The organism is Dechloromonas denitrificans (genome assembly GCF_001551835.1).
GTDB classification, from domain to species: Bacteria; Pseudomonadota; Gammaproteobacteria; order Burkholderiales; family Rhodocyclaceae; genus Azonexus; species Azonexus denitrificans.
This window is the reverse complement of the sequence record NZ_LODL01000010.1, coordinates 226,782-250,681: the sequence shown is the minus strand read 5'-3', so window position 1 is coordinate 250,681 and position 23,900 is coordinate 226,782. Positions and strand designations below refer to the sequence as shown.

Annotated in this window: 19 protein-coding genes; 12 read left to right on the top strand and 7 right to left on the bottom strand. The window is 63.5% G+C overall.

The genetic code is table 11. The features are described from left to right. Positions 1–45: 45 nt before the first annotated feature. The 3 genes from AT959_RS05415 to AT959_RS05405 all read right to left on the bottom strand — a co-directional run bounded on the left by AT959_RS05415 (position 46) and on the right by AT959_RS05405 (position 2,399). Entirely contained in the window at positions 46–1,674 is a 1,629-nt protein-coding gene (locus tag AT959_RS05415; RefSeq protein ID WP_066881378.1) for an NADP-dependent glyceraldehyde-3-phosphate dehydrogenase, read from the bottom strand. A 3-nt stretch (positions 1,675–1,677) separates the two neighbouring features. Then, positions 1,678–1,872 carry a hypothetical protein gene (locus tag AT959_RS05410; RefSeq protein WP_066881376.1) on the bottom strand — a complete coding sequence of 65 codons (195 nt, stop codon included), beginning with the start codon at positions 1,870–1,872 and terminating at the stop codon, positions 1,678–1,680. Positions 1,873–1,943: 71 nt separating this feature from the next. Further along, the gene (locus tag AT959_RS05405) at positions 1,944–2,399 is read right to left on the bottom strand and encodes a CHRD domain-containing protein (RefSeq protein WP_066881374.1); all 456 of its coding nucleotides are present in this window, start codon (positions 2,397–2,399) and stop codon (positions 1,944–1,946) included. A gap of 277 nt (positions 2,400–2,676) precedes the next feature. Here AT959_RS05405 and AT959_RS05400 point away from each other — a divergent pair, with 277 nt between their 5' ends. The 6 genes from AT959_RS05400 to AT959_RS05375 all read left to right on the top strand — a co-directional run bounded on the left by AT959_RS05400 (position 2,677) and on the right by AT959_RS05375 (position 8,318). Then, complete coding sequence (locus AT959_RS05400) at positions 2,677–2,892, top strand: hypothetical protein (RefSeq protein ID WP_066881372.1); 216 nt, start codon at positions 2,677–2,679, stop codon at positions 2,890–2,892. 61 nt (positions 2,893–2,953) lie between these two features. Continuing rightward, positions 2,954–3,961 carry an extracellular catalytic domain type 1 short-chain-length polyhydroxyalkanoate depolymerase gene (locus AT959_RS05395; protein WP_066881744.1) on the top strand — a complete coding sequence of 336 codons (1,008 nt, stop codon included), beginning with the start codon at positions 2,954–2,956 and terminating at the stop codon, positions 3,959–3,961. Positions 3,962–4,090: 129 nt separating this feature from the next. Next, positions 4,091–4,534 carry a PRC-barrel domain-containing protein gene (locus AT959_RS05390; protein ID WP_066881370.1) on the top strand — a complete coding sequence of 148 codons (444 nt, stop codon included), beginning with the start codon at positions 4,091–4,093 and terminating at the stop codon, positions 4,532–4,534. 45 nt (positions 4,535–4,579) lie between these two features. After that, positions 4,580–5,533 (top strand): DnaJ C-terminal domain-containing protein, encoded by a 954-nt coding sequence (locus AT959_RS05385; RefSeq protein ID WP_066881368.1) that lies wholly within the window; start codon positions 4,580–4,582, stop codon positions 5,531–5,533. 2 nt (positions 5,534–5,535) lie between these two features. Further along, complete coding sequence (locus tag AT959_RS05380; protein WP_066881366.1) at positions 5,536–5,856, top strand: chaperone modulator CbpM; 321 nt, start codon at positions 5,536–5,538, stop codon at positions 5,854–5,856. A gap of 92 nt (positions 5,857–5,948) precedes the next feature. Further along, entirely contained in the window at positions 5,949–8,318 is a 2,370-nt protein-coding gene (locus tag AT959_RS05375) for a phosphoketolase family protein (protein WP_083518227.1), read from the top strand. A 21-nt stretch (positions 8,319–8,339) separates the two neighbouring features. On the opposite strand, the gene AT959_RS20355 is transcribed toward AT959_RS05375, so the two are convergent. After that, the gene (locus tag AT959_RS20355) at positions 8,340–8,504 is read right to left on the bottom strand and encodes a DUF1328 domain-containing protein (protein ID WP_083518226.1); all 165 of its coding nucleotides are present in this window, start codon (positions 8,502–8,504) and stop codon (positions 8,340–8,342) included. An 82-nt stretch (positions 8,505–8,586) separates the two neighbouring features. Further along, complete coding sequence (locus AT959_RS20350; RefSeq protein ID WP_083518225.1) at positions 8,587–8,745, bottom strand: DUF3309 family protein; 159 nt, start codon at positions 8,743–8,745, stop codon at positions 8,587–8,589. Positions 8,746–8,968: 223 nt separating this feature from the next. On the opposite strand from AT959_RS20350, the gene AT959_RS05370 reads away from it, so the two are divergent. From AT959_RS05370 to def, 6 genes are all read left to right on the top strand, one after another. Beyond that, complete coding sequence (locus AT959_RS05370; RefSeq protein ID WP_066881362.1) at positions 8,969–9,316, top strand: ElaB/YgaM/YqjD family protein; 348 nt, start codon at positions 8,969–8,971, stop codon at positions 9,314–9,316. 237 nt (positions 9,317–9,553) lie between these two features. Continuing rightward, positions 9,554–9,778: a CsbD family protein gene (locus AT959_RS05365; protein ID WP_066881360.1), complete on the top strand. Its 225-nt coding sequence runs from the start codon at positions 9,554–9,556 to the stop codon at positions 9,776–9,778. A gap of 213 nt (positions 9,779–9,991) precedes the next feature. Next, positions 9,992–12,511: an EAL domain-containing protein gene (locus AT959_RS05360; protein WP_240481737.1), complete on the top strand. Its 2,520-nt coding sequence runs from the start codon at positions 9,992–9,994 to the stop codon at positions 12,509–12,511. Positions 12,512–12,658: 147 nt separating this feature from the next. After that, complete coding sequence (locus AT959_RS05355; protein WP_066881358.1) at positions 12,659–12,973, top strand: BON domain-containing protein; 315 nt, start codon at positions 12,659–12,661, stop codon at positions 12,971–12,973. A 125-nt stretch (positions 12,974–13,098) separates the two neighbouring features. Next, positions 13,099–21,750, top strand: a complete 8,652-nt coding sequence (locus AT959_RS05350) for a glycoside hydrolase family 94 protein (RefSeq protein WP_338032496.1) — start codon at positions 13,099–13,101, stop codon at positions 21,748–21,750. 135 nt (positions 21,751–21,885) lie between these two features. Then, on the top strand, positions 21,886–22,416 hold the full coding sequence (def, locus tag AT959_RS05345; RefSeq protein ID WP_066881738.1) for a peptide deformylase: 531 nt from the start codon (positions 21,886–21,888) through the stop codon (positions 22,414–22,416). Positions 22,417–22,437: 21 nt separating this feature from the next. On the opposite strand, the gene ald is transcribed toward def, so the two are convergent. Next, positions 22,438–23,559 carry an alanine dehydrogenase gene (gene ald, locus AT959_RS05340; protein ID WP_066881354.1) on the bottom strand — a complete coding sequence of 374 codons (1,122 nt, stop codon included), beginning with the start codon at positions 23,557–23,559 and terminating at the stop codon, positions 22,438–22,440. 98 nt (positions 23,560–23,657) lie between these two features. Beyond that, on the bottom strand, positions 23,658–23,840 hold the full coding sequence (locus AT959_RS05335; RefSeq protein ID WP_066881352.1) for a hypothetical protein: 183 nt from the start codon (positions 23,838–23,840) through the stop codon (positions 23,658–23,660). Positions 23,841–23,900: the final 60 nt, after the last annotated feature.

Here is a 23,900-nt window from a genome sequence, read left to right as displayed (position 1 = left end):
GAGCAAGCCGCTGGTTCCCGGTTGGCCGGAATAGGCCTGCCGGCCTCAGAGGATGAAGTGGGTATTTATGAAATTGGATTTGTTGCCGAGCACGATGGCATCGAGCAGCCTTTTCGATGCTTCGGTCTGCTTGGCGGCGACCATGGTGCGGATCGAGAAGGCGCGCAGGGCGTCGTGCACGGACAGCGTGCCTTCGGCCGAATCCTTGCGCCCGACGAAGGGAAAGACGTCGGGGCCGCGCTGGCACTGGCAATTGATATTGACCCGGCAGACCTGGTTGACCAGCGTATCGACCAGCGAGGCGATCTGCCCCGGGTCGCTGCCGAAAATGGCGACCTGCTGGCCGTGGTCGGAGGTGATCACATAGTCGAGCGGCGTTTCGATGTCCTCGAAGGTGGCGACCGGGATGATCGGCCCGAACTGTTCCTCGCGATAGAGCTTCATGCCTTCGCTGACCGGGAAAAGCACCGCCGGATAAAACAGCGTCTCGACCGTCGCGCCACCGCCCGGATTGATCACGCGGGCGCCCTTGCCCACCGCGTCGGCGATGCATTCGTTCATGTAGGCGACCATTTCCATCTCGGGCAGCGGCGTCAGCATGACGCCCGGCTCCCAGGGCATGCCGATCGCCAGCCTGGCGACCTCCTCGCAGAAGCGGCGCAGGAAGGTTTCGGCAATCGACTGGTGCACCAGGATCATTTTGATCGCCGTGCAGCGTTGACCGTTGAAGGACAGCGCGCCGGTGATGCATTCCTTGACCGTCAGTTCGATGTCGGCATCCGGCATGATGATCGCCGCGTTCTTTGCACCGAGGCCGAGAATGGCGCGCAGGCGGTTGGTCTTCGGGTGTGATTTCTTCAGTTGGTCGGCCACTTCGGAGGAGCCGATCAGGGCCAGCACATTGACCTTGCCCGAGCCCATGATGTGCGGCACGACGACATGGCCCTGGCCGTAAACGATGTTGATGACGCCGGGCGGAAAGGCGCTACGGAAGGCTTCGAGCATTGGGTAATAAAGCAGCACGCCGAAGCGCGGCGGCTTGAAGAGCACCACGTTGCCCATGATCAGTGCCGGGATCAGCGTGCTGAAGGTCTCGTTCATCGGGTAGTTGTACGGCCCCATGCACAGCGCGATGCCGACCGGCGAGCGGCGGATCTGAGCGATGGTGCCGTCGACGATCTCGAAGCGCGAATTGCTGTTGTCGAGGCGCTTCAGTTCCTCGATGGTGGCGCGGATGTAATCGATGGTGCGGTCGAATTCCTTCTGCGAATCGGCCTGGCTCTTGCCGATTTCCCACATGATCAGGTTCACGATCTCGCGCCGGCGGGCGACGATCTGGCCGGTGAAATCGACGACACAGGCGATGCGCTGGGCGACCGACAGGTTCGGCCAGTCGCCGCGGCCGTGATCGTATGCGGCAACGGCGGCAGCCAGCGCGGCGTCGGCCTCGGCCGTGCCGGTGACCGGCACGCTGCCTAGTTCGACATGACTGAGGCGGCCGTCGTCGTCGCTGACGCAGACCGGCGAATGCACGGCGCGCGTTTCGCCTTTCCAGATGCGCATTTCGCCATTGATCAGGATGGCACGCTGGTGGATCGGGGCCAGGATGCGGCAGTCGGCCGGAATCTGCTCGGCGCGGGGAAACAGGCTGGCCAGTTGAGCAACGGTCTTCATGCGTCAGTAGCGACCCGGATCGTTCGGGCGCCTGTCCTGCCGATCCTGAACGCCATCTCGGTCGCGGTCGTGATCGCGATGGGTCGAGTTGTCGTGCTCGCCGCGGTATCGGCCATCGTTCCGGTAATGGTCGTCATAGACCACGCAGCCCGCTAACAGGCTGGCGAGAGCGGCCAGTATTACGGCAATTTTTTTCATGTCATTTCCTTAACAAGAAAGTTGAAGGAAGCGGGAGCCGAGTGATTCAGGGAGCAGGCTGCCAAAGTCGTTCATTGGGCCAGGCGCATCGGTTTGCCGGGGATCTGGGCCCGGATTTCCCCATCCGGGTATTGCGCGCTATGCACATTCACATACAGGTTGCCCATCGTGAAGCTGTTGAATTGCGCCTCGCTCAGGCGGCTGTCGGCGGGTACGGCGAAAGTGTTGTCAGGGGAGAAAGTCAGGGTAATGATCGGCGGCCCATTCTTTCCGACAGCTGCTTCATGAATGTGGGCCTTGGTCGGGACCATGCCGGTCACCTTGATGCTGCCACTGATATTGCGGTTCGGCAGCACGGTGATTTCGCCCGAGGCGGATGCTGAAGTGACGACTGGAGGCACCTCGGCTGCGCCGCTCAGGGTGATCGCTAGCGGCTCTGCATGCAGGCCGGCCGCCGCCAGAAACAGCAAGGCCATCGACAGGATGGTGCGCAACGGGCGTCGGGGAATATTTGACGATGGATTCATGCTTGTCTCCTTGACTGAGGACAGGTCTGACCAACAAGGCGAAGTGCCCCATGTCGGACGAAGCTATAAATTGCGCTGCCATTGAGCGGGATTCCGTTCGCCAGCGCACATAGATCGGCGTTTGTCTTATGTGCGGTATCGCACAGAGATCGTGCATTGCTGCTGGCATCTTGTATTTGTGTCGGACGGTGCGCCAACAACTTGATCGGCGACCAACCGGGCAAGCATTTGAAGACGCGCTGGCCTATATTGGAATTGGCATGTTCAGGGAGGACGCATGAAAAACGACGAAACATCTAGCCGCAAGCCGGCTCTCCATCGAGCAACCGAGATTGGCTGCACCTGCTGGACGCCGATCCAGCGTCCAGTGATTGCTGCCGGTCAGGAACATCCGGAAAATTCCTTCGCTTTGTCCGCCAAGCCGGAGTCTGTCGCCGAATCCGCCAGCACGATTCCGCTCAAGGCCGATCTCTGTCGGCCCAAAGACCGATGAAATCCAGGTGGCCGACGACCGGCGGGCTGCTGAGCAGCCGGGCAACATGGGCGGAGCGGGCATGAGAAAACGCAGGCGTACCTCGGCGTGGACGGGCATCTTTCGGCGCAGCATGACGGCTGTTGCGCGCAGTACGATCAAGGTCGGAACGCAGGCGCTCAAGCAGTCGCTCAAGCGGGCTGCCCTAAAATCCCCGCCGCCAACGGGGCCTGGCGCCTGGAGCCAGAGCCTCGTCACGGGCGCAGCCGGGGCACGCCGCTTCAGGCTTTACCAGCCGCCCGACATCAAGACCGGAGAGCGGCTGCCGCTATTGGTCATGTTGCACGGTTGCGGCCAGGATGCGAATGCCTTTGCGACAAGCACGCGGATGAATCGTGTCGCGATGCGCGAGCGCTTTCTCGTTCTCTACCCGGAACAGGATCGGCTGGCCAACGGCCAGGGCTGCTGGAACTGGTTCGACACGGCATCCGGCCGGGCTTATCGGGAAGCGGGGCTGATCATCCAGGCGGTCGACCAGGTTTGCCTGCTCCATCCGGTCGACAGCAGCCGCCTGGCAATTGCCGGTTTGTCGGCCGGGGCCAGCATGGCTGCACTGGTGGTTTCGCTGCATCCCACCTGCTTCAAGGCGGTGGTCATGCATTCGGGCATTCCGCCGGGAACCGCCCATTCGACACTGTCGGCGGTGGGCGCCATGCGCGGCCGTCGCACCACTTCGCCGCTCGCTGCCACGCCGCTGACGATGGCGGCGGCGTGGCCGGCTTTGCTGGTGATTCACGGCGAGGCCGACGGTGTGGTATCGCCGCAGAATGGCCAGGCCGCAGTGCAGTCCTGGGCCTATGCGGCCGGTGCCCGCGCCGGCACAACCCGCAGCGTGCAACGCGGCAAGCGTTACCCAATGTCGGTGACGGATTTCAAGCGTCGGGACAGAACGGTCGCCACGCTGGTGCTGGTCAGCCGACTGGCCCATGCCTGGAGTGGTGGCGCCGCCAACAAGCCGTACAGCGATGAGCGCGGCCCCGACGCGTCGCGCATGGTGTGGTCCTTTATCGCAAAGCACTTCAACGCCTGAGTCGTTACCGGGCTTGTGTGCTCTGTCGAACAGACGATGCGAATGCTGTTCTCTAGGCTTTAAGGACAGGGTATCGCTGCGTGGCATGTTGCATCGACATTTCCCTGCCATCTTTTATTGGAGATAGACATGAACTACGAAGAGCGCGATTCCTACGGCATCTACAAGGTAAAAACAGGCACACCCTCCGGCCCCGATACCAGCCATGGTCCGGGTCCGCATTTGATGGGCGCCGAGACGCTCATCGGCAATGACGTATTCAACAAGGCGGCCGAGGATATCGGCGACATCAAGGAAATCATGATCGACATGCGGACCGGGCGGGTCAGCTATGCCGTGCTGTCCTTCGGCGGGTTCATGGGCTTTGGCGAGAAATTGTTCGCGGTGCCGTGGGAGGCGTTGACCCTGGATACGACCAACAAGCGCTTCGAGCTTGATGTGAACAAGGAGCGGCTTGAGCACGCCCCCGGCTTCGACAAGAACAAGTGGCCCGACATGGCCGATGCCAAGTGGGAAGCCGGCATTCACGCCTACTACGGAACGACGCCCAGTCGCCCACCGGCCAGCCTCTGAACCAGAGAAGCGCCGTCTGAACAAAAAACTGCGGGCAGGTCTTAAATGGAATTCAAGGACTATTACAAGATCATGGGCCTGGCGCGTGATGCCAGCCAGGACGAAATCAAGCGCGCCTATCGCCAGTTGGCCCGCAAATATCATCCGGATGTCAGCAAGGCAGCGGATGCCGAGGTGCGCTTCAAGGAACTCGGCGAGGCCTATGCGGTACTGAAGGATCTGGAAAAGCGCGCCGCCTACGATCAGTTGGGCAAGGACTGGAAAGCCGGGCAGGACTTCCGGCCGCCGCCGGACTGGAACGCCGGTTTCGAGTATGCCGGTGACGGGGCCGGGGCGGGCGATGGCGGCTCCGGCGAGTTCAGCGACTTTTTTGAAGCCCTCTATGGCCGCCACTTCAGGAGCGGCGGACGGCAGCAGGCAGATTTTCATGCCCGGGGCGAGGATCGTCACGCCAAGGTGCTGATCGACCTGGAAGATGCCTACCGTGGCACCACCCGCAGCATCACGCTGCAAACGCCGAAAATCGATAGCCAGGGACGCGTGTCGATGGCGGCCCACACGCTCAATGTGACCATCCCGATCGGCATTCGCGCCGGCCAGCATATCCGCCTGAGCGGCCAGGGCGCGCCGGGTATCGGGCAGGGCAAGCCCGGCGACCTCTATCTGGAAATCGGCTTTCATCCGCATGCCCTCTATCGGGTCGACGGTCGCGATATCTATCTCGACCTGCCGCTCGCCCCGTGGGAGGCCGCCCTGGGCGCCACAATCAAGGCGCCGACGCCGGGTGGCACGGTCGAACTGAAGATCCCGCCGGGTTCGGCGAGTGGCGGCAAGCTTCGACTGAAGGGCCGTGGCATTCCCGGAAATACGCCGGGCGATTTCTATGCGGTGATCCGGATCGACTTGCCGGCCGCCGCGGCGGATGCTGAAAAAGCCTTCTACGGCAGCATGGCCGAGCAGTTCAAGAGCTTCCGGCCACGTGCCAAACTGGGAGTCTGAGAATGGCGAACGAAAAGAACCTGCCGCTGCCGAGCGCGCTCATTCTCGATGAACAGAGCAACCTGACGCTGGCCGAACTGTGCCGTGCCTGTTCGGTGCGGGCCGAGTTCATCGTTGAACTGGTCGATGAAGGCGTGCTCGCGCCGCAGGGCCGCGAGCCGCATCGCTGGCGCTTCAGCGGCGCACACCTCTACCGAACCCGCGTTGCCTTGCACTTGCAGCGCGACCTCGGCATCAATCTGGCCGGTGCGGCGCTGGCCCTGCAATTGCTGGAGGAAGTTGATGAGCTACGGGCCAGGCTGCGCATAATGGGCGGCGAGTAGCGGCATTGGCGCCGCTTCTCGGCACGGGGCCGGGCGGGGCGTCTGGTCAGCATTGCGGCGGATTTTCACTTTGATCGTTCAAGGAGAAGCAATTGTCCTCAATTGAAGCGGTGCTGGCGGTCGACGAACTGCAGCGGATGGATGCCTACTGGCGGGCCGCCAATTACCTGTCGGTGGGGCAGATCTACCTGCTCGACAATCCGCTCCTCAGGCAGCCGCTGCAACTGGCGCACATCAAGCCGCGCCTGCTCGGCCACTGGGGCACGACGCCCGGCCTGAACTTCATCTACGTGCATATGAACCGGCTGATTCGCCAGCGCGACCTGAGCATGATCTACATTGCCGGTCCCGGCCACGGCGGGCCGGCCGTGGTGGCGAATACCTGGCTCGAAGGCAGCTACAGCGAGCTGTATTCCGACATCTCGCAAGATGAAGAGGGCATGCGCCGGCTGTTCCGCCAGTTTTCCTTCCCGGGCGGCATTCCGAGCCACGCGGCGCCGGAAACGCCGGGCTCGATCCATGAAGGCGGCGAGCTGGGTTACGCCCTGTTCCATGCCTATGGCGCGGTATTCGACAATCCCGATCTGGTCGCCTGCTGCGTCGTCGGCGATGGCGAAGCGGAGACCGGGCCGCTGGCCGCATCCTGGCATTCCAACAAGTTCCTGAATCCGCGCACCGATGGCGCGGTGCTGCCGATCCTGCATCTCAACGGCTACAAGATTGCCAATCCGACGGTACTCGCCCGGATCAGCCATAGCGAACTTGAATGCCTGTTCGTCGGCTACGGCTACAAACCGTATTTCGTCGAGGGCGAAGACCCGGCAAGCATGCATCAGTTGATGGCTGCTGCGGTCGACCACGCCATGGACCAAATTTCGGACATTCAGCGCCAGGCCCGTGCCGGCGGGGAAGTGCAGCGCCCGCGCTGGCCGATGATCATCTTGCGCTCGCCCAAAGGGTGGACCGGACCGAAGGAAGTCGATGGCAAGAAGAGCGAAGGCTACTGGCGCTCGCATCAGGTGCCGTTCAGCGACATGGAGAAGCCGGAACACCTCCGCCTGCTCGAAGACTGGATGCTGTCCTACTTGCCGCGCGAACTGTTCGATGCCGAGGGCCGGCTGCGGCCGGAACTGGCGGCCCTGGCACCGACCGGCGAACGGCGGATGGGGGCCAATCCGCATGCCAACGGCGGAGTCTTGCTGCACGACCTGCGCCTGCCGGATTTTCGCGACTACGCGGTGCCGGTCCCGACGCCGGGCGGCGTGAGGGCAGAATCGACGCGCGCGATGGGCGAATTCCTGCGCGATGTGATGCACCGGAACCCGCACAACTTCCGCGTCTTCGGGCCCGATGAAACCGCCTCCAACCGCCTCGGCGCCTTGTTCGAGGCAACCGACCGGCGCTGGATGGCCGAGCGGCTGGCCGATGACGATCATCTGGGCGTCGATGGCCGGGTCATGGAAATCCTTTCCGAACATGCCTGCGAAGGCTGGCTCGAAGGCTATCTACTGACCGGTCGGCACGGGTTGTTCTCGTGCTACGAGGCCTTCATCCACATCATCGACTCGATGTTCAACCAGCACGCCAAGTGGCTGAAAGTCTGCAGCGAGATTCCCTGGCGGCGGCCGATTGCCTCGTTGAACATCCTGCTCACTTCCCACGTCTGGCGCCAGGACCACAACGGCTTCTCGCACCAGGACCCGGGCTTCATCGACCATGTCGTGAACAAGAAGGCCGACATCATCCGCGTCTATTTGCCGCCGGATGCCAATACGCTGCTCTACGTCACCGACGAATGCCTGAAAAGCAGGAACCTGGTCAATGTCATCGTCGCCGGCAAGCAACTGGAGCGGCAATGGCTGGACATGCCTGCCGCGATCAACCATGCCAGTGCCGGCATCGGCATGTGGGAATGGGCCTGCAGCGACCAGTCCGGCGAGCCGGACATCGTGCTGGCCGCGGCCGGCGATGTGCCGACGCTGGAAATGCTGGCCGCCATCGACATCCTGCGCCAGATTGTGCCGGCGCTGAAAATCCGTTTCATCAACGTCGTCGACCTGATGACCCTGCAGCCGCAGGAGGAGCACCCGCACGGTCTGTCCGATACCGAATTCATTTCGCTGTTCCGCGCCGACACGCCCATCCTCTTCGCCTATCACGGCTACCCCTGGCTGATTCACCGCCTGACCTACCGGCGCAGCAATCACGCCCATCTGCACGTGCGCGGCTATAAGGAAGAGGGAACGACGACGACGCCGTTCGACATGGTCGTGCTGAATCACCTCGACCGCTTCAATCTGGTGATGGATGTCGCCAATCAGGTGCCGAAACTGCAGTCGCAGGCGGCCCACATCAAGCAACAAATGCGCGACATGCTCAACCGGCACACGCAATACATCCACGAGCACGGCGAAGACATGCCGGAAATCCGCAACTGGCAATGGCCGGAGGCCCGGGAATGAAGCAGAACTCCCGGCTGGTGCTTACTTGCCGCGCATCAAGCCCATGACGAGAGAGCCGATGAAGAGCAGGATGAAGACGAAAAACAGAATCTTGGCAATTTCGACCGCACCGGCCGCAATGCCGGTAAAGCCGAAGAGTGCGGCGATCAGCGCAACAACAAAAAATACAACGGCGTAGTGCAACATGGTATTTCCTTTCTTTCCCGGGGAGGCGGTGTCAGGCTCTTTGGGCAAAGCGCCGGTCAACTGCCAAAACCGGGTTGAAACTTCAAATCTTGCCCAGCAAGAACAGAATGAGCAGGATGACCAGCACCAGCCCAAGACCGCCACTGGGGCCGTAACCCCAGCCACGGCTGTGGGGCCAGCTGGGAAATGCGCCGATCAGCATCAGAATCACGATGATCAGCAGGATTGTTCCTAAGGACATTTGATCTCTCCTTGTTTCTATTAGTAGCCACTCGGCGCCCGAGAGAAGTCCGGACAGGCGCTTCTGTCGCTTGTCTTCAAGACTACTCGGGGTGGAGCTGACGTCTGTGCGCCAGCACACCGACATCGCCCGACAACCAGGAGGAGGATGCGCCAAGGGGAGAGCGCCGAGTCAAACGTAGCCTCGCCTACGGAATTGCCCCGCAACGCAATGAGAAGGAGAGATGATGACTACTGAAAACACCAATCAAGGGACCGTCGAAGGCAGCAAGCAAGCCTTGGTCAAGGATCTCAAAAATGTTGTCGGCGATGCGAATGCGTTGATCGGTAACGTCGCTGCCGCCACTACCGACGAATTACTTACGGCCCGAACGAAGCTCGAAGCCCGTCTGGCGCAGACCAAGACGCGGCTGCTGGATGCGAGCGCGGCGCTGACCGCCAAGGCCCGCTGCTCCGCCGATGCGACTGACGAGTATGTCCGGAACAATCCCTGGAAAGTGCTGGGGGTTGCGGCTGCGGCTGGCGCCGTCATCGGCGCCATGCTCAGCCGGCGCCGAGCGGCTGATGATTGAAGCCCGCCGTTCGGCCCTTCAATCATTACCAACGTTCGGCGCCTGATATTTCCCTATGTATGGGAGCACACCGACCTGATCCGGGAATGCGTCTAACTTTGTACTTGCATCGCTCCTTTCAGCCAAGCGGCCCGTGCAGTTGCTGTGTTGATGGCCGACCGGTGCCGAAAAGAGGCGGAGCAAAAGGACCTTCGACAGGTGATTCCGCCCGCCGGGTCCTGACCAAAGGAGTTGGACATGAACTGGGATATTGTTGAAGGCAACTGGAAGCAATTCAAGGGCACGGTCAAGTCACAGTGGGGCAAGCTTACCGATGATCACCTCGACGTGATCGCCGGCAAGCGCGACCAGCTCGCCGGCAAGTTGCAGGAGAGCTACGGCATCACCAAGGATGAGGCGGAGAGGCAGATCAAGCTTTTCGAAGATTCCAACAAGGACTTTCGTCCGCCGGGGGCTTCCTGACGGAGGCAACAATCTCCCGAGCAAAAGTCTTTCCGGCCCCGGGGGCAGCCTCGTCTCTCACGGACGCTCGTGTCCGCGGTGCAACGGTTCGACAAACCGTATCTCCCGACGTGTGGCCGATCTGATTCTGAGTATTTTCGTTCCGGTCCATCGCTACCGTTGCCGCGATCTCCGCTGTGGCTGGGAAGGTAATCTGCGCGAGAGGGAATGCCCATGAACGCTCCAGACCTGAACAATGCTCTGACCCGTGTTCTGCTGGTCGAGGATGATCCAACCGACGCCGGGCTGATCAGGGACGCGCTTGCCAATGCGGCCGGTTGGGCTTTTCATGTCGAATGGGTGAGGAAGCAGGCAACGGCACTTGAGCGCCTGGGCAAGGCAGCCGTCGATGTCATTCTGCTTGATCTGAGCCTGCCCGACGGCCAGGGGCTCGCGGTGTTCGACAAGATTTCCAGGGCGGCACCGCGCGCCCTGATTCTGGTCCTGAGTGGGGCCAACGATGAGGCCCTGGCGCGCGCGGCAGTGGAACGCGGGGCCAGCGACTATTTGGCGAAAGGTGCGGTCGACGCCCATTGGTTGCCGCATGCCCTGCGCTACATCCTGGATCGCAAGGCGAGCCAGGATGCGCAGCGCGACAGCGAAGAATATTTTCGCGCCATGAGCGATGCCTCGCCACTGGGCATTTTCGTCTCCGATGCGCAGGGTAATTGTGTGTATACGAACGCGGCCTACCAGAAGATTTCCGGGCTCGATTTCGAACAGACGCTGGGCACCAACTGGAGCATGGCGATTCACCCGGACGATCGGCTGCGCATCGTTGCCGAGTGGCGCGATGCGGTACGCGGCCAGGAGGCTTTTCAGACCGAAGTGCGCTTTATGCGAAAAGACGGGACTATCGTCTGGACCCGCCTGAATGCGGCTGCCATGCCCGACGGTCCGAGTTCGCGCGGTCGGGTGCAGACGGTCGAGGATATAACCGAGCGCAAGGCGGCAGATCTCGAATTGCAACTGACCCGGGAAGAGTTGTTCCAGGAAAAGGAACGGGCTCAGGTGACGCTCAACTCGATTGGCGATGCAGTGCTGTGTACCGACATCGCCGGCAAGGTGACCTACCTCAATCTGGTGGCCGAGACGATGACCGGCTGGTCCCTTGCAGAAGCGCTGGGCCAGCCGCTGAGCGACGTTTTCCGGATCATCGACGGGGCGACCCGGCAACCTGCCGACAATCCGGCACAGCGCGCCATTGCAGAGAACCGGGTGGTCGGGCTGGCGACGGATAGCGTACTGATCCGGCGCGACGGCATCGAATCTGAGATCGAGGATTCTTCGGCGCCGATCCACAATCGGGATGGTCGGGTGGCCGGTGCCGTCATCGTCTTTCACGATGTCAGCGAATCGCGGGCCATGGCGCAGAAAATGGCCCATCTGGCCCAGCATGATTTCCTGACCGGCCTGCCCAATCGCCTGCTGCTGACCGAACGCTTTTCGCGGGCGATCGGACAGGCCCAGCGGCACCACAAGCAGGTCGCGCTGCTCTTTCTGGACATGGATTACTTCAAGAACATCAACGACTCATTGGGCCATGTCATCGGCGACCAGTTGCTGCAGTCGGTAGCGAAGCGTCTGGGTGAATGCATTCGGACGACGGACACGGTATGCCGCCAGGGCGGCGACGAGTTCGTGATCCTGCTCGCCGAGATCGAGCGGCAGCAGGATGCGGCGCAGGTGGCCGAGAAACTGCTGGCGGCACTGCTGGTGCCGCACCGCATCGCCGGCAATGAACTGCATATCACCCTGAGCATAGGGATCAGCATCTACCCGGACGATGGTTCTACCGCCGATGCCGTGATGCAGAATGCCGACACGGCGATGTATTACGCCAAGGCCAAGGGCCGCAACAATTACCAGTTCTTTACGCCCGAAATGAACACCCGGGCCATCCAGCGCTTGTCAGTCGAAAACAATCTACGCCGGGCCCTGAAGCATGGCGAGTTCGAGTTGTACTACCAGCCGAAAATCGATATCGCCTCGGGCATCATGACCGGGGCCGAGGCCCTTATTCGCTGGCAGGATCCGACGCTCGGCCTGATCCATCCCGGGCAGTTCGTGGCCATTGCCGAAGAGTGTGGCCTCATCGTACCGATCGGGCGCTGGGTGCTGCACGAAGCCTGCCGGCAAGTCCAGGCCTGGCTCGACTTCGGACTGCAGGCCGTGCCCGTCTCGGTCAATATTTCGGCGCTTGAGTTCAGGCACCTCAAGTTTCTTGAGGGGGTCGCCAGCATTCTTCAGGAGACCGGGCTGGCGCCGCGCTATCTCGAACTGGAACTAACTGAAAGCATATTGATGCACGAGGCCGAGGCCTCGGCCCAGGTCCTTGAAAAGCTCAAGGCGATGGGCCTGCAATTGGCGATCGACGATTTTGGCACCGGTTATTCGAGCCTCAGCTATCTCAGTCGCTTCCCGATCGATACGCTGAAAATAGACCAGTCCTTCGTGCGCGACATTGCCCGTAATGCGGATGACGCAGCCATCGTCAGCGCCATCATCGGCATGGGGAAAAATCTCCAGCAGCGGGTCGTTGCCGAGGGGGTTGAAAGCAGTGAGCAACTGGCTTTTCTGAAAACCCAGCGGTGCGATGAGGCTCAGGGCTTTCTGTTCAATCACCCGCTGCCGGCCGGGGATTTTTCCCGTTTGCTCGGCACGCGCACGCTGCTGAGTACGCCTCCAGCTTGAGTGCAAGCCTGGTTGGCTGCTATGTGCGCCAGCGTACCGAGTCGGCTGCCACTTCAACCTATGCTGACCGTTGAGGCGTCTCCACGAATCAACAAAAAGACGCTGGAAACAGGATTTCCTGTTTTGCTCACTTCAGGAGTGTCAATCATGAACCCAGCAAGCAAATATCTCTCCGCCGCCATTCTCGCCGTGACGCTGGTTACCGCCGTCGGCTGTGGCTCAACCTCGAAACAGGAAAGCACCGGCGAGTATGTCGACGACAGCGTCATCACCTCCAAGGTCAAGTCGGCGATCCTCGGTGACCCGGCCACGAAAGTCGCCGAGATCGGCGTCGAGACCTATAAGGGTGTCGTTCAGTTGAGTGGCTTCGTCTCATCCCAGGCCGCCGCCAACCGCGCCGTCGAACTGGCCCGCGGCGTCAAGGGCGTGGTCTCCGTCAAAAACGACATGCGCATCAAGTAAGCGTTCGCGGCAGCGGTGCCGCCGCCGGAATTTTGCCTCCGGTAGCGGCCCGCAAGGTACGAGGATTCCTTTCTCGCCGGTGAAGCACGTCGCTGAAGGCTATTTTCGCGAAAGGTCCCCTTGAATTGAGCGCAGACAGCAAGCTCTCCGCGTATGTTCGGCAGTTGCCGGCAAGACTGCGCGGCAACGATATGGTGCGCCGCTCGGTGAGTGAGGAGGCGCCCCTGCGCGCCGAGTTGTATAGCGCCGACCAGATGGCGCAGCATGGCAAGTCGCTGGCCGCCGCGCACCGCCTGGCTGCCGGGCGGGCACCCGATTTGTTGCTGGCGCGGCTGGCCGCCAACGAAAATGTGCTGGTCGGGGTCTGCAAGCTGTTGACCGAGGGCGTCGCCGACAACCGGCGGATCACCCCGGCCGGCGAGTGGTTGCTCGATAATTTCTATCTGATCGAAGAACAGATCAGGACGGCCAAGCGCCACTTGCCCAAGGGCTACAGCTTGGAACTGCCGCGCCTGGCCAGCGGGCTGTCGGCCGGCCGCCCGCGAGTCTACGACATCGCACTGGAAACCGTCGCCCATGGCGATGGCCGAGTCGATACCGAAACGCTGATCCGCTTCGTGGCGGCTTACCAGTCCGTCACCGACCTCAAGCTCGGCGAGCTATGGGCGATTCCGATCATGCTGCGCCTGGCGGTGATCGAAAATCTCCGCCGCGTCGGGGCGCGGATTGCTCTTGGCTGGGAGGAGCGCAACCTGGCCAACTCCTGGGCCGACCAGATGGTCGAGACGGCTGATCAGGACCCGAAAAGCCTGATTCTCGTCATCGCCGACATGGCGCGCTCGAATCCGCCGATGAGCAGTGCTTTTGTCGCCGAATTGGCCCGCCGGCTGCAGGGCAGGGGGCCGGCGCTGGCATTGCCGCTGACCTGGGTCGAGCAGCGACTGGCCGAGTCCGGTCTGAGCATCGCCCAGCTGGTTCAGACGGAAAACCAGCTGCAGGCGGCCGATCAGGTTTCGATCAGCAACAGCATCGGCAGCCTGCGCGTGCTCGGGGCGATGGATTGGCAGGAATTCGTCGAGACGCTCAGCGTCGTCGAGCAAAGCCTGCGCGAAGACCCGGCCGGCGTCTATGGCAGCATGGATTTCGCCAGCCGCGATCGCTACCGCCATGCAACCGAGGAAATTGCCCGGCATGGCCGACTGAGCGAGGGCGAGGTCGCCCGCCTGGCCGTCGAACTGGCCCGGACCGCCGCTATGGCGGAGGAGGGCAGCGGTGCCGGCGGGCGGGCCGGGCATGTCGGCTTTCATCTGATCGACAAGGGCTTGCCGAAACTCGAAGAACTGGCCGAGGTCAAGCGCCCGGTCGGCCGGCGCCTGCGCCGGGTGGCGGCCCGCTGCCCCTTGCTCCTCTATCTCGGTGCCATTGCCTTGATCGCGCTGCTCATTACCGGCAGCCTGCTCGCACTCACCACGCCGAGCGGACTATCGGGATGGCTGCTCGGGCTGCTCGGCCTGGGCTTGCTGTTGGCCGGTAGCCAGTTGGCCCTGGCGCTGGTGAACTGGCTCGCCACCTTGCTGGTAACGGCACATCCGCTGCCGAGAATGGATTTTTCCCGTGGCATTCCACTCGCTGCGCGAACCCTGGTCGTCGTGCCGACCATGCTGACCAGCACGGGCGGGGTGGAGGATCTGGTCGAGGCGCTGGAAGTCAGGTTTCTGGCCAATCGCGATCAAAACCTGCGCTTCGGCCTGCTGACGGATTTTCGTGATGCCCCGCAGGAAACGCTGGCCGAGGATGCGGCGCTGGTCGGGCTGGCCCGCTTGCGGATCGATGAACTGAATGCGAAGTACGCAGGCGCCGGGGAGCCGCAGCAGCCGGGGATTTTCTTCCTCTTCCACCGGCCGCGCCTGTGGAATCCGCAGGAAGGCGTCTGGATGGGCTACGAGCGCAAGCGCGGCAAGCTGGCCGATCTCAATGCGCTGCTCCGTGGCAATCCGGCCGGCTTTTCGGACATTGCCGGGGATGTGGCGGCCCTCGTCGGCGTTCAGTACGTCATCACGCTGGACACCGATACGCAATTGCCGCGCGATGCGGCCCGCCAGTTGGTCGGGGCGATTGCCCACCCGTTGAACCGGCCGTACTACGATGCGGCCCGGAAGCGTGTCACAGCGGGCTACGGCATCCTGCAACCGCGGGTCGCAGTCAGCCTGCCCGGCACCAACCGCTCGCTCTACGCCCGGCTCTATGGCGGGGAGCCGGGCATCGACCCCTACACCCGCGTCGTTTCCGATGTCTATCAGGATGTCTTCGGCGAAGGCTCCTTCATCGGCAAGGGCATCTACGATGTCGATGCCTTCGAGCAGGCGCTGGGTGGGCGCTTCCCCGAAAATCGCATCCTCAGCCACGATCTGCTCGAAGGCTGTTACGCCCGGGCCGGGTTGCTGAGCGATGTCCAGCTTTTCGAAGACTATCCGGCCCGTTACAGCGCCGATGTCAGCCGCCGCTACCGCTGGATTCGCGGCGACTGGCAACTGGCCGGCTGGCTGCGGCGGCGGGTGCCCTGCGCCTGTGCCGGCGAACCGATACATCGGCAGCACAATCCGCTGTCGGCCCTGTCGCAGTGGAAACTGGTCGACAACCTGCGGCGCAGCCTGGTGCCCGCCGCATTGATGCTGGTTCTGGTGCTGGGCTGGCTGGTTTTGCCCTCTTTTGGCCTGTTGACCGCAGCAATCGTCGGCATGCTGTTGCTGCCTTCCCTTTGCGCCAGAGCCTTCGAACTGCTGCGCAAGCCGGACGAGGTGCTGTTCCGGCAGCACTTGGCGGCGGTGGCTGGCGCCGCGTTCAGGCATTTCAAACAGCTGGCCTTCGAACTGTCCTGCCTGCCGTACACGGCATTTTTCAGTCTGGATGCCATTTTTCGCACCCTGTGGCGCGTGCTGATCAGCGGCAAACCGATGCTCGAATGGAATCCGTCGAGCGAGGTTGAGCGGGAGCTGGCCAGACGGGACCGCAGCGGCCTCGTTGCCACCGTGCAGGCGATGTGGGTCGGCCCATTTATGGCGGCCGCGCTCGGCCTTGGTCTGGCCGTGCAGGCACCGCAAGCCCTGGAGGCCGCGGGCCCGCTGCTCGTGCTCTGGTTCATCTCGCCCGGCGTCGCCTGGTGGCTCAGTCGGCCCCTCGTCCGCCCCCCGGCGACCCTGAGCCGCGAACAGCATTTCTTCCTGCGCAAGCTGTCGCGCCGGACCTGGGCCTTCTTCGATAACTTTGTCGGCCCGGAAGACCATTGGCTGCCGCCGGACAATTTCCAGGAATACCGCATTGCTTCGGTCGCCCATCGCACCTCGCCGACCAACATGGGCATGGCCCTGTTGGCCAATCTCGCCGCCTACGACTTCGGCTATCTGACGGCCGCCCGGTTGCTTGAGCGCACGGCGCAAACGCTGAACAGCATGGCCGGCCTGGCCCAGCATCGCGGCCACTTTTACAACTGGTACGACACGCAGACTCTGCAGCCGCTGACGCCGCTCTATGTGTCGACGGTGGATAGCGGCAACCTGGCCGGCCATTTGCTGACCTTGCGGGCCGGCCTGCTGACCCTGGCCGATGAGCGGATCTTCTTGCCCCGGCTGTACGAGGGCTTGCGCGACACGCTCGGCGTACTGGCTGAAGCCGCCGAGACGAGCACCCGGGGCAGCCTGGCGGCGTTCGGCAAGCTGCTCGATACGGCGACCGCGGCGCCGTCCGACAGCATTAGCGCGACCCGTTTGACGCTGCAACATCTGGCGAGCGGTGCGGCCGATTTGATGGCGCAGGTCGCCGGCAGCCTCCATGCCCGGGACATTACCCTGCCGGCCAGCGAGGCGAATGACTGGGCACAGGCGCTGGCCGCCCAGGTCGACGCGGCGCTGGCCGACCTCAAGCAGTTGACCGACGAAGTCGCCGGCGATGCCATGCCGACCCTGCGTCAGCGGGCTCACGACGGCTGCGCGGCGGCGACCGCCCGGCTGGCGCTGATCGACGGCCTGGTCCAGCAAATCAGCCAACTGGCGGAGATGGAATATGACTTTCTGTTCGACAAGTCGCGCCATCTGCTGACCATCGGTTACAACGTCGCCGAGCATCGCACAGACACCAGCTATTACGACCTGCTGGCCTCCGAGGCGCGCCTGTGCAGCTTCGTCGCCATCGCCCAGGGCCAGTTGCCGCAGGAAAGCTGGTTCTCGCTCGGCCGCCTGCTGACCGGTACCGGTGGCGAGCCGGCTCTGCTGTCGTGGAGCGGCTCGATGTTCGAGTACCTGATGCCGCTGTTGATCATGCCGACCTACGACAACACCTTGCTCGACCAGACCTGCAAGGCGGCGGTCGCCCGGCAGATCGAGTACGGCAGCCAGTGCGGCGTGCCCTGGGGCATTTCGGAATCGGGCTACAACACGGTCGATGGCCATCTCAACTACCAGTACCGCGCTTTCGGCGTACCGGGCCTCGGCCTCAAGCGTGGCCTGGCCGATGATCTGGTGATCGCGCCCTATGCCTCGGCGCTGGCGCTGATGGTGGCCCCGGAGGCGGCCTGCCAGAACCTGCAACGCCTGGCCGAGGAAGGGGCACTCGGCAAGTTCGGCTTTTTCGAGGCCATCGACTACACCCCGGCCCGCCAGCGCCGCGGCCAGGCCAAGGTCGTCGTGCGCTCCTTCATGGCCCACCATCAGGGCATGAGCCTGCTGGCGCTCGCCTACCTGCTGCTCGACCGACCGATGCAGCGCCGTTTCGAAGCGGAACGCCTGTTCCAGGCGGTGATGCTGCTGCTCCAGGAGCGGATACCCAAGGTGACCTCCTTGTTCGCCCATACCGCCCAGCTTTCCGAAGTGCGCTCGGCCTCGCTCGCCGCCGAGATGCCGATCCGCGTGTTTACGACACCCAATACGCCGATTCCCGAGGTGCAACTGCTGTCGAACGGGCGCTATCACGTGATGGTGACCAATGCGGGCGGCGGCTATAGCCGCTGGAACGATCTGGCCGTCACTCGCTGGCGCGAGGATGGGACCTGCGATAACCGCGGCAGCTTCTGCTATATCCGCGACCTGGCCAGCCAGAGCTTCTGGTCGAATGCTCACCAGCCGGCACTGAAGCGCGCGGCCAGCTATGAGGCGATCTTCTCCGAAGGCCGGGCCGAGTTTCGCCGGCACGACACGCTGGGTAGTGCCGATGTTGCTTTCGAGACCTATACCGAAATCGTCGTTTCGCCGGAAGACGACATCGAACTGCGTCGCGTCCGTATTACCAATTGGTCCCGCCAGCGTCGCGAAATCGACGTCACCAGTTACGCCGAGGTGGTGATTGCGCCACCGGCTTCCGATGACCTGCATCCGGCCTTCAGCAACCTCTTTGTGCAGACCGAGATCCTCAGCGACCGGCGTGCCATCCTTTGCTCGCGCCGGCCGCGCTCGCCCGGCGAGCGCCAGCCGTGGATGCTGCACCTGATGGCGGTGCACGGCGCCGACATTGGTGCGGTTTCCTACGAAACCGATCGCCTGCGCTTTCTCGGCCGCACCCGCAGCACGGCTGATCCGCTGGCCATGAGCGAGGCGGGCGGACTGTCGGGAGCCGACGGCTCGGTGCTCGACCCGATTGTCGCCATCCGTTATGCACTGACCCTGGCGCCGGAACAGTCGGTAACCATCGACATGGTCTCGGGTATTGCCGAGAGCCGCGACCTGGCGCTCAACCTGATTGAAAAATACCAGGACCGCCATCTTGCCGACCGCGTCTTCGACCTGACCTGGACGCACAGCCAGGTCGTGCTGCGCCAGCTCAACGCCAGCGAAGCCGACGCCCAGCTCTATGCCCGGCTGGCCAGTTCGGTCATTCACGCCAACGCCTCGCTGCGCGCCGATGCCGCCGTATTGGCCAGGAACCGGCGCGGTCAGTCCGGGTTGTGGGGTTATGCCATCTCCGGCGATCTGCCGATCGTGCTGCTGCAGATCGGCGACGCGGCCAATATCGATCTGGTCCGCCAACTGGTGCAGGCGCATGCCTACTGGCGGCTGAAAGGCCTGGCCGTCGACCTGGTGATCTGGAACGAGGACCACGCCGGTTACCGGCAGCGCCTGCAGGAACAGATCATGGGGATGATCGCCTCGGGCATCGAAGCCAGCATCATCGACCGCCCAGGCGGCATCTTTGTCCGGCTGGCCGAGCAGATTTCGGGCGAGGATCGCATCCTGCTCCAGTCGGTGGCGCGCATCGTCATCAACGACTGCCGGGGCCGACTGGCCGAACAACTGGAACAGCGCGGCCTGCCCGAGGCGCGCGTCCCGCTGCTCGAAGCCAGCCGCCGCTACCGGCCGGAAGTGCCGCCGGTGTCGACGCCGCCGCGCCGCGATCTGCAACTTTTCAACGGGCTGGGCGGCTTTGCCCCGGATGGCCGCGAATACGTCATCGAACTCGGCCCCGGCCAGACGACGCCGGCGCCCTGGTGCAATGTGCTGGCCAATCCGCATTTTGGAACAGTCGTTTCGGAAAGCGGCGTCGCCTACACCTGGAGCGAAAATGCCCACGAGTTCCGCCTGACGCCCTGGCATAACGACCCGGTCAGCGATTTGGGCGGCGAAGCCATCTACCTGCGTGACGAAGAAACCGGCTACTTCTGGTCGCCGAGTCCTTTGCCGGCCCGTGCCGGATCGTCCTACCTGATCCGGCACGGCTTCGGCTACAGCGTTTTCGAAACCCGCGCCGCCGGCATCCGCAGCGAGCTGTGGATCTACGTGGCGATCGATGCTGCCGTCAAGTTCTCGGTGCTGAAAGTGTTCAACGAATCGGGACGGGCCCGATCGCTGACGGCAACCGCTTACGTCGAGTGGGTGCTGGGCGACCTGCCGGCTAAGTCGGCCATGCATATCGCCACCGAACTGGCGCCGGGCAGCGGCACGCTCTATGCCCGCAATCCCTACAGCACCGAATTCGCCGAGCGCGTCGCCTTTTTCGACGTCGACGACCCGCGCCGCAGCGTGACCGGCGACCGCGTCGAGTTTATCGGGCGCAACGGCAGCTTGTTAAATCCGGCGGCAATGATGCGGGCCAAACTTTCCGGACGGGTCGGGGTCGGACTCGATCCCTGTGCGGCCATGCAGCTCAGTTTCGAACTAGCCGACGGCCAGGAACGGGAAATGGTCTTTCGCCTCGGCGTCGGGCGCAACACCGACGATGCCAGCCAGCTCGTCCAGCGCTTTCGCGGCGTCATGGCTGCCCGCGGGGCGCTCGAAGCGGTGCGCCAGCACTGGCAGCGCACGCTTGGCGCGGTGCAGGTCGAAACGCCCGATCCGGCAATAAATGTGATGGCCAATGGCTGGCTGCTCTATCAGACTCTGGCCTGCCGCATCTGGGCGCGCAGCGGCTATTACCAGTCGGGCGGTGCCTTCGGTTTCCGCGACCAGTTGCAGGACGGCATGGCCCTGGTGCACGCCGAACCCCAACTGGTCCGCCAACATCTGCTGCTCTGCGCCAGCCGCCAGTTTCAGGAAGGCGACGTGCAGCACTGGTGGCATCCGCCAGCCGGACGGGGTGTGCGCACCCATTGTTCCGACGACTTCCTCTGGCTGCCGCTGGCGGTATGCCGCTATGTCACGAGTAGCGGCGATCACGGCGTGCTCGATGAAAGCCTGCCTTTCCTCGAAGGCCGGCCGGTCAACCCGGAGGACGACTCCTATTACGATCTGCCGGTCCGCTCGCTTGAGGTCGCCAGCCTGTACGAGCATTGCGTCCGGGCCATTCGCCACGGCCTGCATTTTGGCGCGCACGGCTTGCCGCTGATCGGCTCCGGCGACTGGAACGACGGCATGAACCGGGTCGGCGTGCTGGGCAAGGGGGAGAGCGTCTGGCTCGGCTTCTTCCTCTGTGAAGTGCTCCGGCGCTTCACCGAAGTGGCGGTAGCGCATGGCGACCCGGGCTTTGCCGAACTGTGCAGGGGGGAAGGTGCCCGCCTGCGCCTGAGCATCGAGACCCATGGCTGGGATGGCGAATGGTACCGCCGGGCCTACTTCGACGATGGCACGCCGCTCGGTTCGCGGGCCAATGCCGAATGCCGGATCGATTCGATTTCGCAGAGCTGGTCGGTGCTGTCCGGTGCCGGTGACCCGGAACGCTCGCTGATGGCCATGCGGGCGCTCGACCAGCAGCTCGTCCGCCGTCGGGATGGCCTGGTGCAACTGCTCGACCCGCCGTTCAGCAAGTCGCAGCTGGATCCCGGCTATATCCGCGGCTACGTGCCAGGGGTGCGGGAGAACGGCGGGCAGTACACGCATGGTGCCGTCTGGGCGGCCATGGCGTTTGCCGAACTGGGCGACAGTGAGCGGACCTGGGAACTGCTGGCGATGATCAACCCGGTCAATCACGCGCTGACGGCGGCGGCGGTGGCGACCTACAAGGTGGAGCCCTATGTCGTCACGGCCGACGTCTATGCCGTCAATCCGCACATCGGCCGGGGCGGCTGGAGCTGGTACACCGGCTCGGCCGGCTGGCTGTATCGCCTGATCATCGAATCGCTGCTCGGCCTGCAGCGCCACGGCGATAGCTTGTTGTTCACGCCTTGCCTGCCGGCCGAGTGGCCGAGTTGCAGTATTCGCTACCGCTATCGGGAGACGGAATACCAAATAGAGCTTGCCGCAAGCGAGACTGGCGCCGGCAGCGTCATGCTCGATGGCAAGCTGCTGCCGGGGAACGCCGTGCCGCTGATCGATGACCAGCAGGCACACACGGTTGAAGTCAGGGGCAAGGCTTCCTGAAGGGCTGTGCGTGGTTTTTGGCTATTTTGCGCGGTCGACCGCAGCAATCGTTTGGCGGAGCCGGCCAGCGACGGCTTTCAGGCTGGGCGGAATTATGTTCAGATTCTCGCCATTCAACTCTGGAGTCTGACGACAATGGCCGCAAGAAATATCCTGCGCATGGGCGAACCGCTGCTTCTTCGGCCCGCCGAGCCGGTGACCGAGTTTGGCTCGGCCAGCCTGCAAGCGCTGATCGAGGACATGTTCGATACCATGCACGCCGCGGGCGGCGTGGGCCTGGCCGCGCCCCAGATCGGGGTCGGGCTACAGGTGGTGATCTTCGGTTTTGAGGAAAGCGAGCGCTATCCAGATGCCGAAGCGGTGCCGATGACCATCCTGATCAACCCAGTGATCACGCCGATCGGCGACGACGAAGCGACGGACTGGGAGGGCTGCCTTTCCGTACCCGGCTTGCGGGGCCAAGTGCCACGGCCGGCCCGGGTTCGTTATCAGGGGTTCGATGCGGCGGGACAGCCCATCGACCGGACGGTCGATGGCTTTCACGCCCGCGTCGTGCAGCATGAATGCGACCATCTGATCGGTCGGCTCTACCCATCGCGAATTCGCGACTTCACTCATTTCGGTTTTACCGATGTGCTTTTTCCGGACCTCGAGCGGCCGGAATAAGGCGCTGGCGCCGGTAGCCGCTCAGGGCAGCCCGATCAGTTGCGCCGGATCGGTCCAGGCCAGGCCGAGGGCCGTCGCCACCGCCTGGCAGGTCAGTTGGCCGGCGTGGGTGTTGAGGCCGTTGCGCAGTTGCGGATCGTCCTGCAAAGCCTGGCGCCAGCCCTTGCCGGCCAGGGCGAGCACGAAGGGCAGGGTGGCGTTGTTGAGGGCGAAGGTCGAGGTGCGGGCGACGGCGCCCGGCATGTTGGCGACGCAGTAATGCACGATGCCGTCGACGACATAGGTCGGATCGGTATGCGTGGTCGGCTGGCTGGTTGCGAAGCAGCCGCCCTGGTCGATGGCGACGTCGACCAGCACGCTGCCCGGCCGCAGCTGGGCGAGATCCTGGCGGCCCAGCAGGTGCGGCGTCGCGGCACCGGGGACCAGTACGGCGCCAATCACCAGGTCGGCGTCGAAGGCACTGGCTTCGATGTTCGCGCGGTTGGCGTAGAGCGTCCGGATCCGGTTGCCGAACTGGCTGTCCAGCCAGCGCAGCCGGTCGAGCGAGCGGTCGACCGCCGTGACCTCGGCCCCCAGGCCGACAGCGATCAGTGCCGCGTTATAACCAACGACACCGCCGCCGAGGATGGCGACCTTGCCCGGGGCGACGCCGGGAACACCGCCGAGCAGCACGCCGGCGCCACCTTTCGATTTCTCCAGGTGGGCGGCCCCGGCCTGCACCGCCATGCGGCCGGCGACTTCGCTCATCGGCGCCAGCAGCGGCAGGCCGCCGTGGGCATCGGTCACCGTTTCATAGGCAATGGCGGTAACGCCGGCGGCGAGCAGGGCCTCGGTCTGCGGACGATCCGGCGCCAGGTGCAAGTAGGTGAACAGCACCTGGTCGGGGCGCAGGCGGCGGCATTCTTCGGGCTGCGGCTCCTTGACCTTGACGATCAGTTCGGCCCGCGCGAAGACCTCGTCGGCCGTGTCGAGCAGCGTGGCGCCGGCCGCCCGGTATTGTTCATCGGTCAGGCCGATGGCCGTGCCGGCGGCGCGCTCGACGAAGGCTTCGTGGCCATGCGCCACCGCTTCACGGACCGAGGCCGGCGTCAGGCCGACGCGGTATTCGTGATTCTTGATTTCCTTGGGAACGCCGATACGCATGCTGTCTCCTTGACGGGGGATGGCGATTGAATCGTCTGCCCGATCAGTTTGGCAGATGCAGTCGCAGACTCATAGTCCTGACGGCGACCGAGTTTCGATCAAGACAGGTAATCGGCCGGCACCAGCGGCGCCCCACGGCGCAAGGCTTGGCGCAGCAGGTAACGGGCATCGCCGGGCGGGATTTCGTCGAGCCAGCCGGGCAGGGCGCCGAAGCGGTCTTCGTAGCTGGCGAACAGGTCGATGACAGCCGGGCGGATCGGCAATTCGAGGGTCAGAACCATTGGTAACTCCTTGCTCCCCGGTGTATCCGGCGAGGCCGGCTCCCGGGGAGGGTGGAGCGA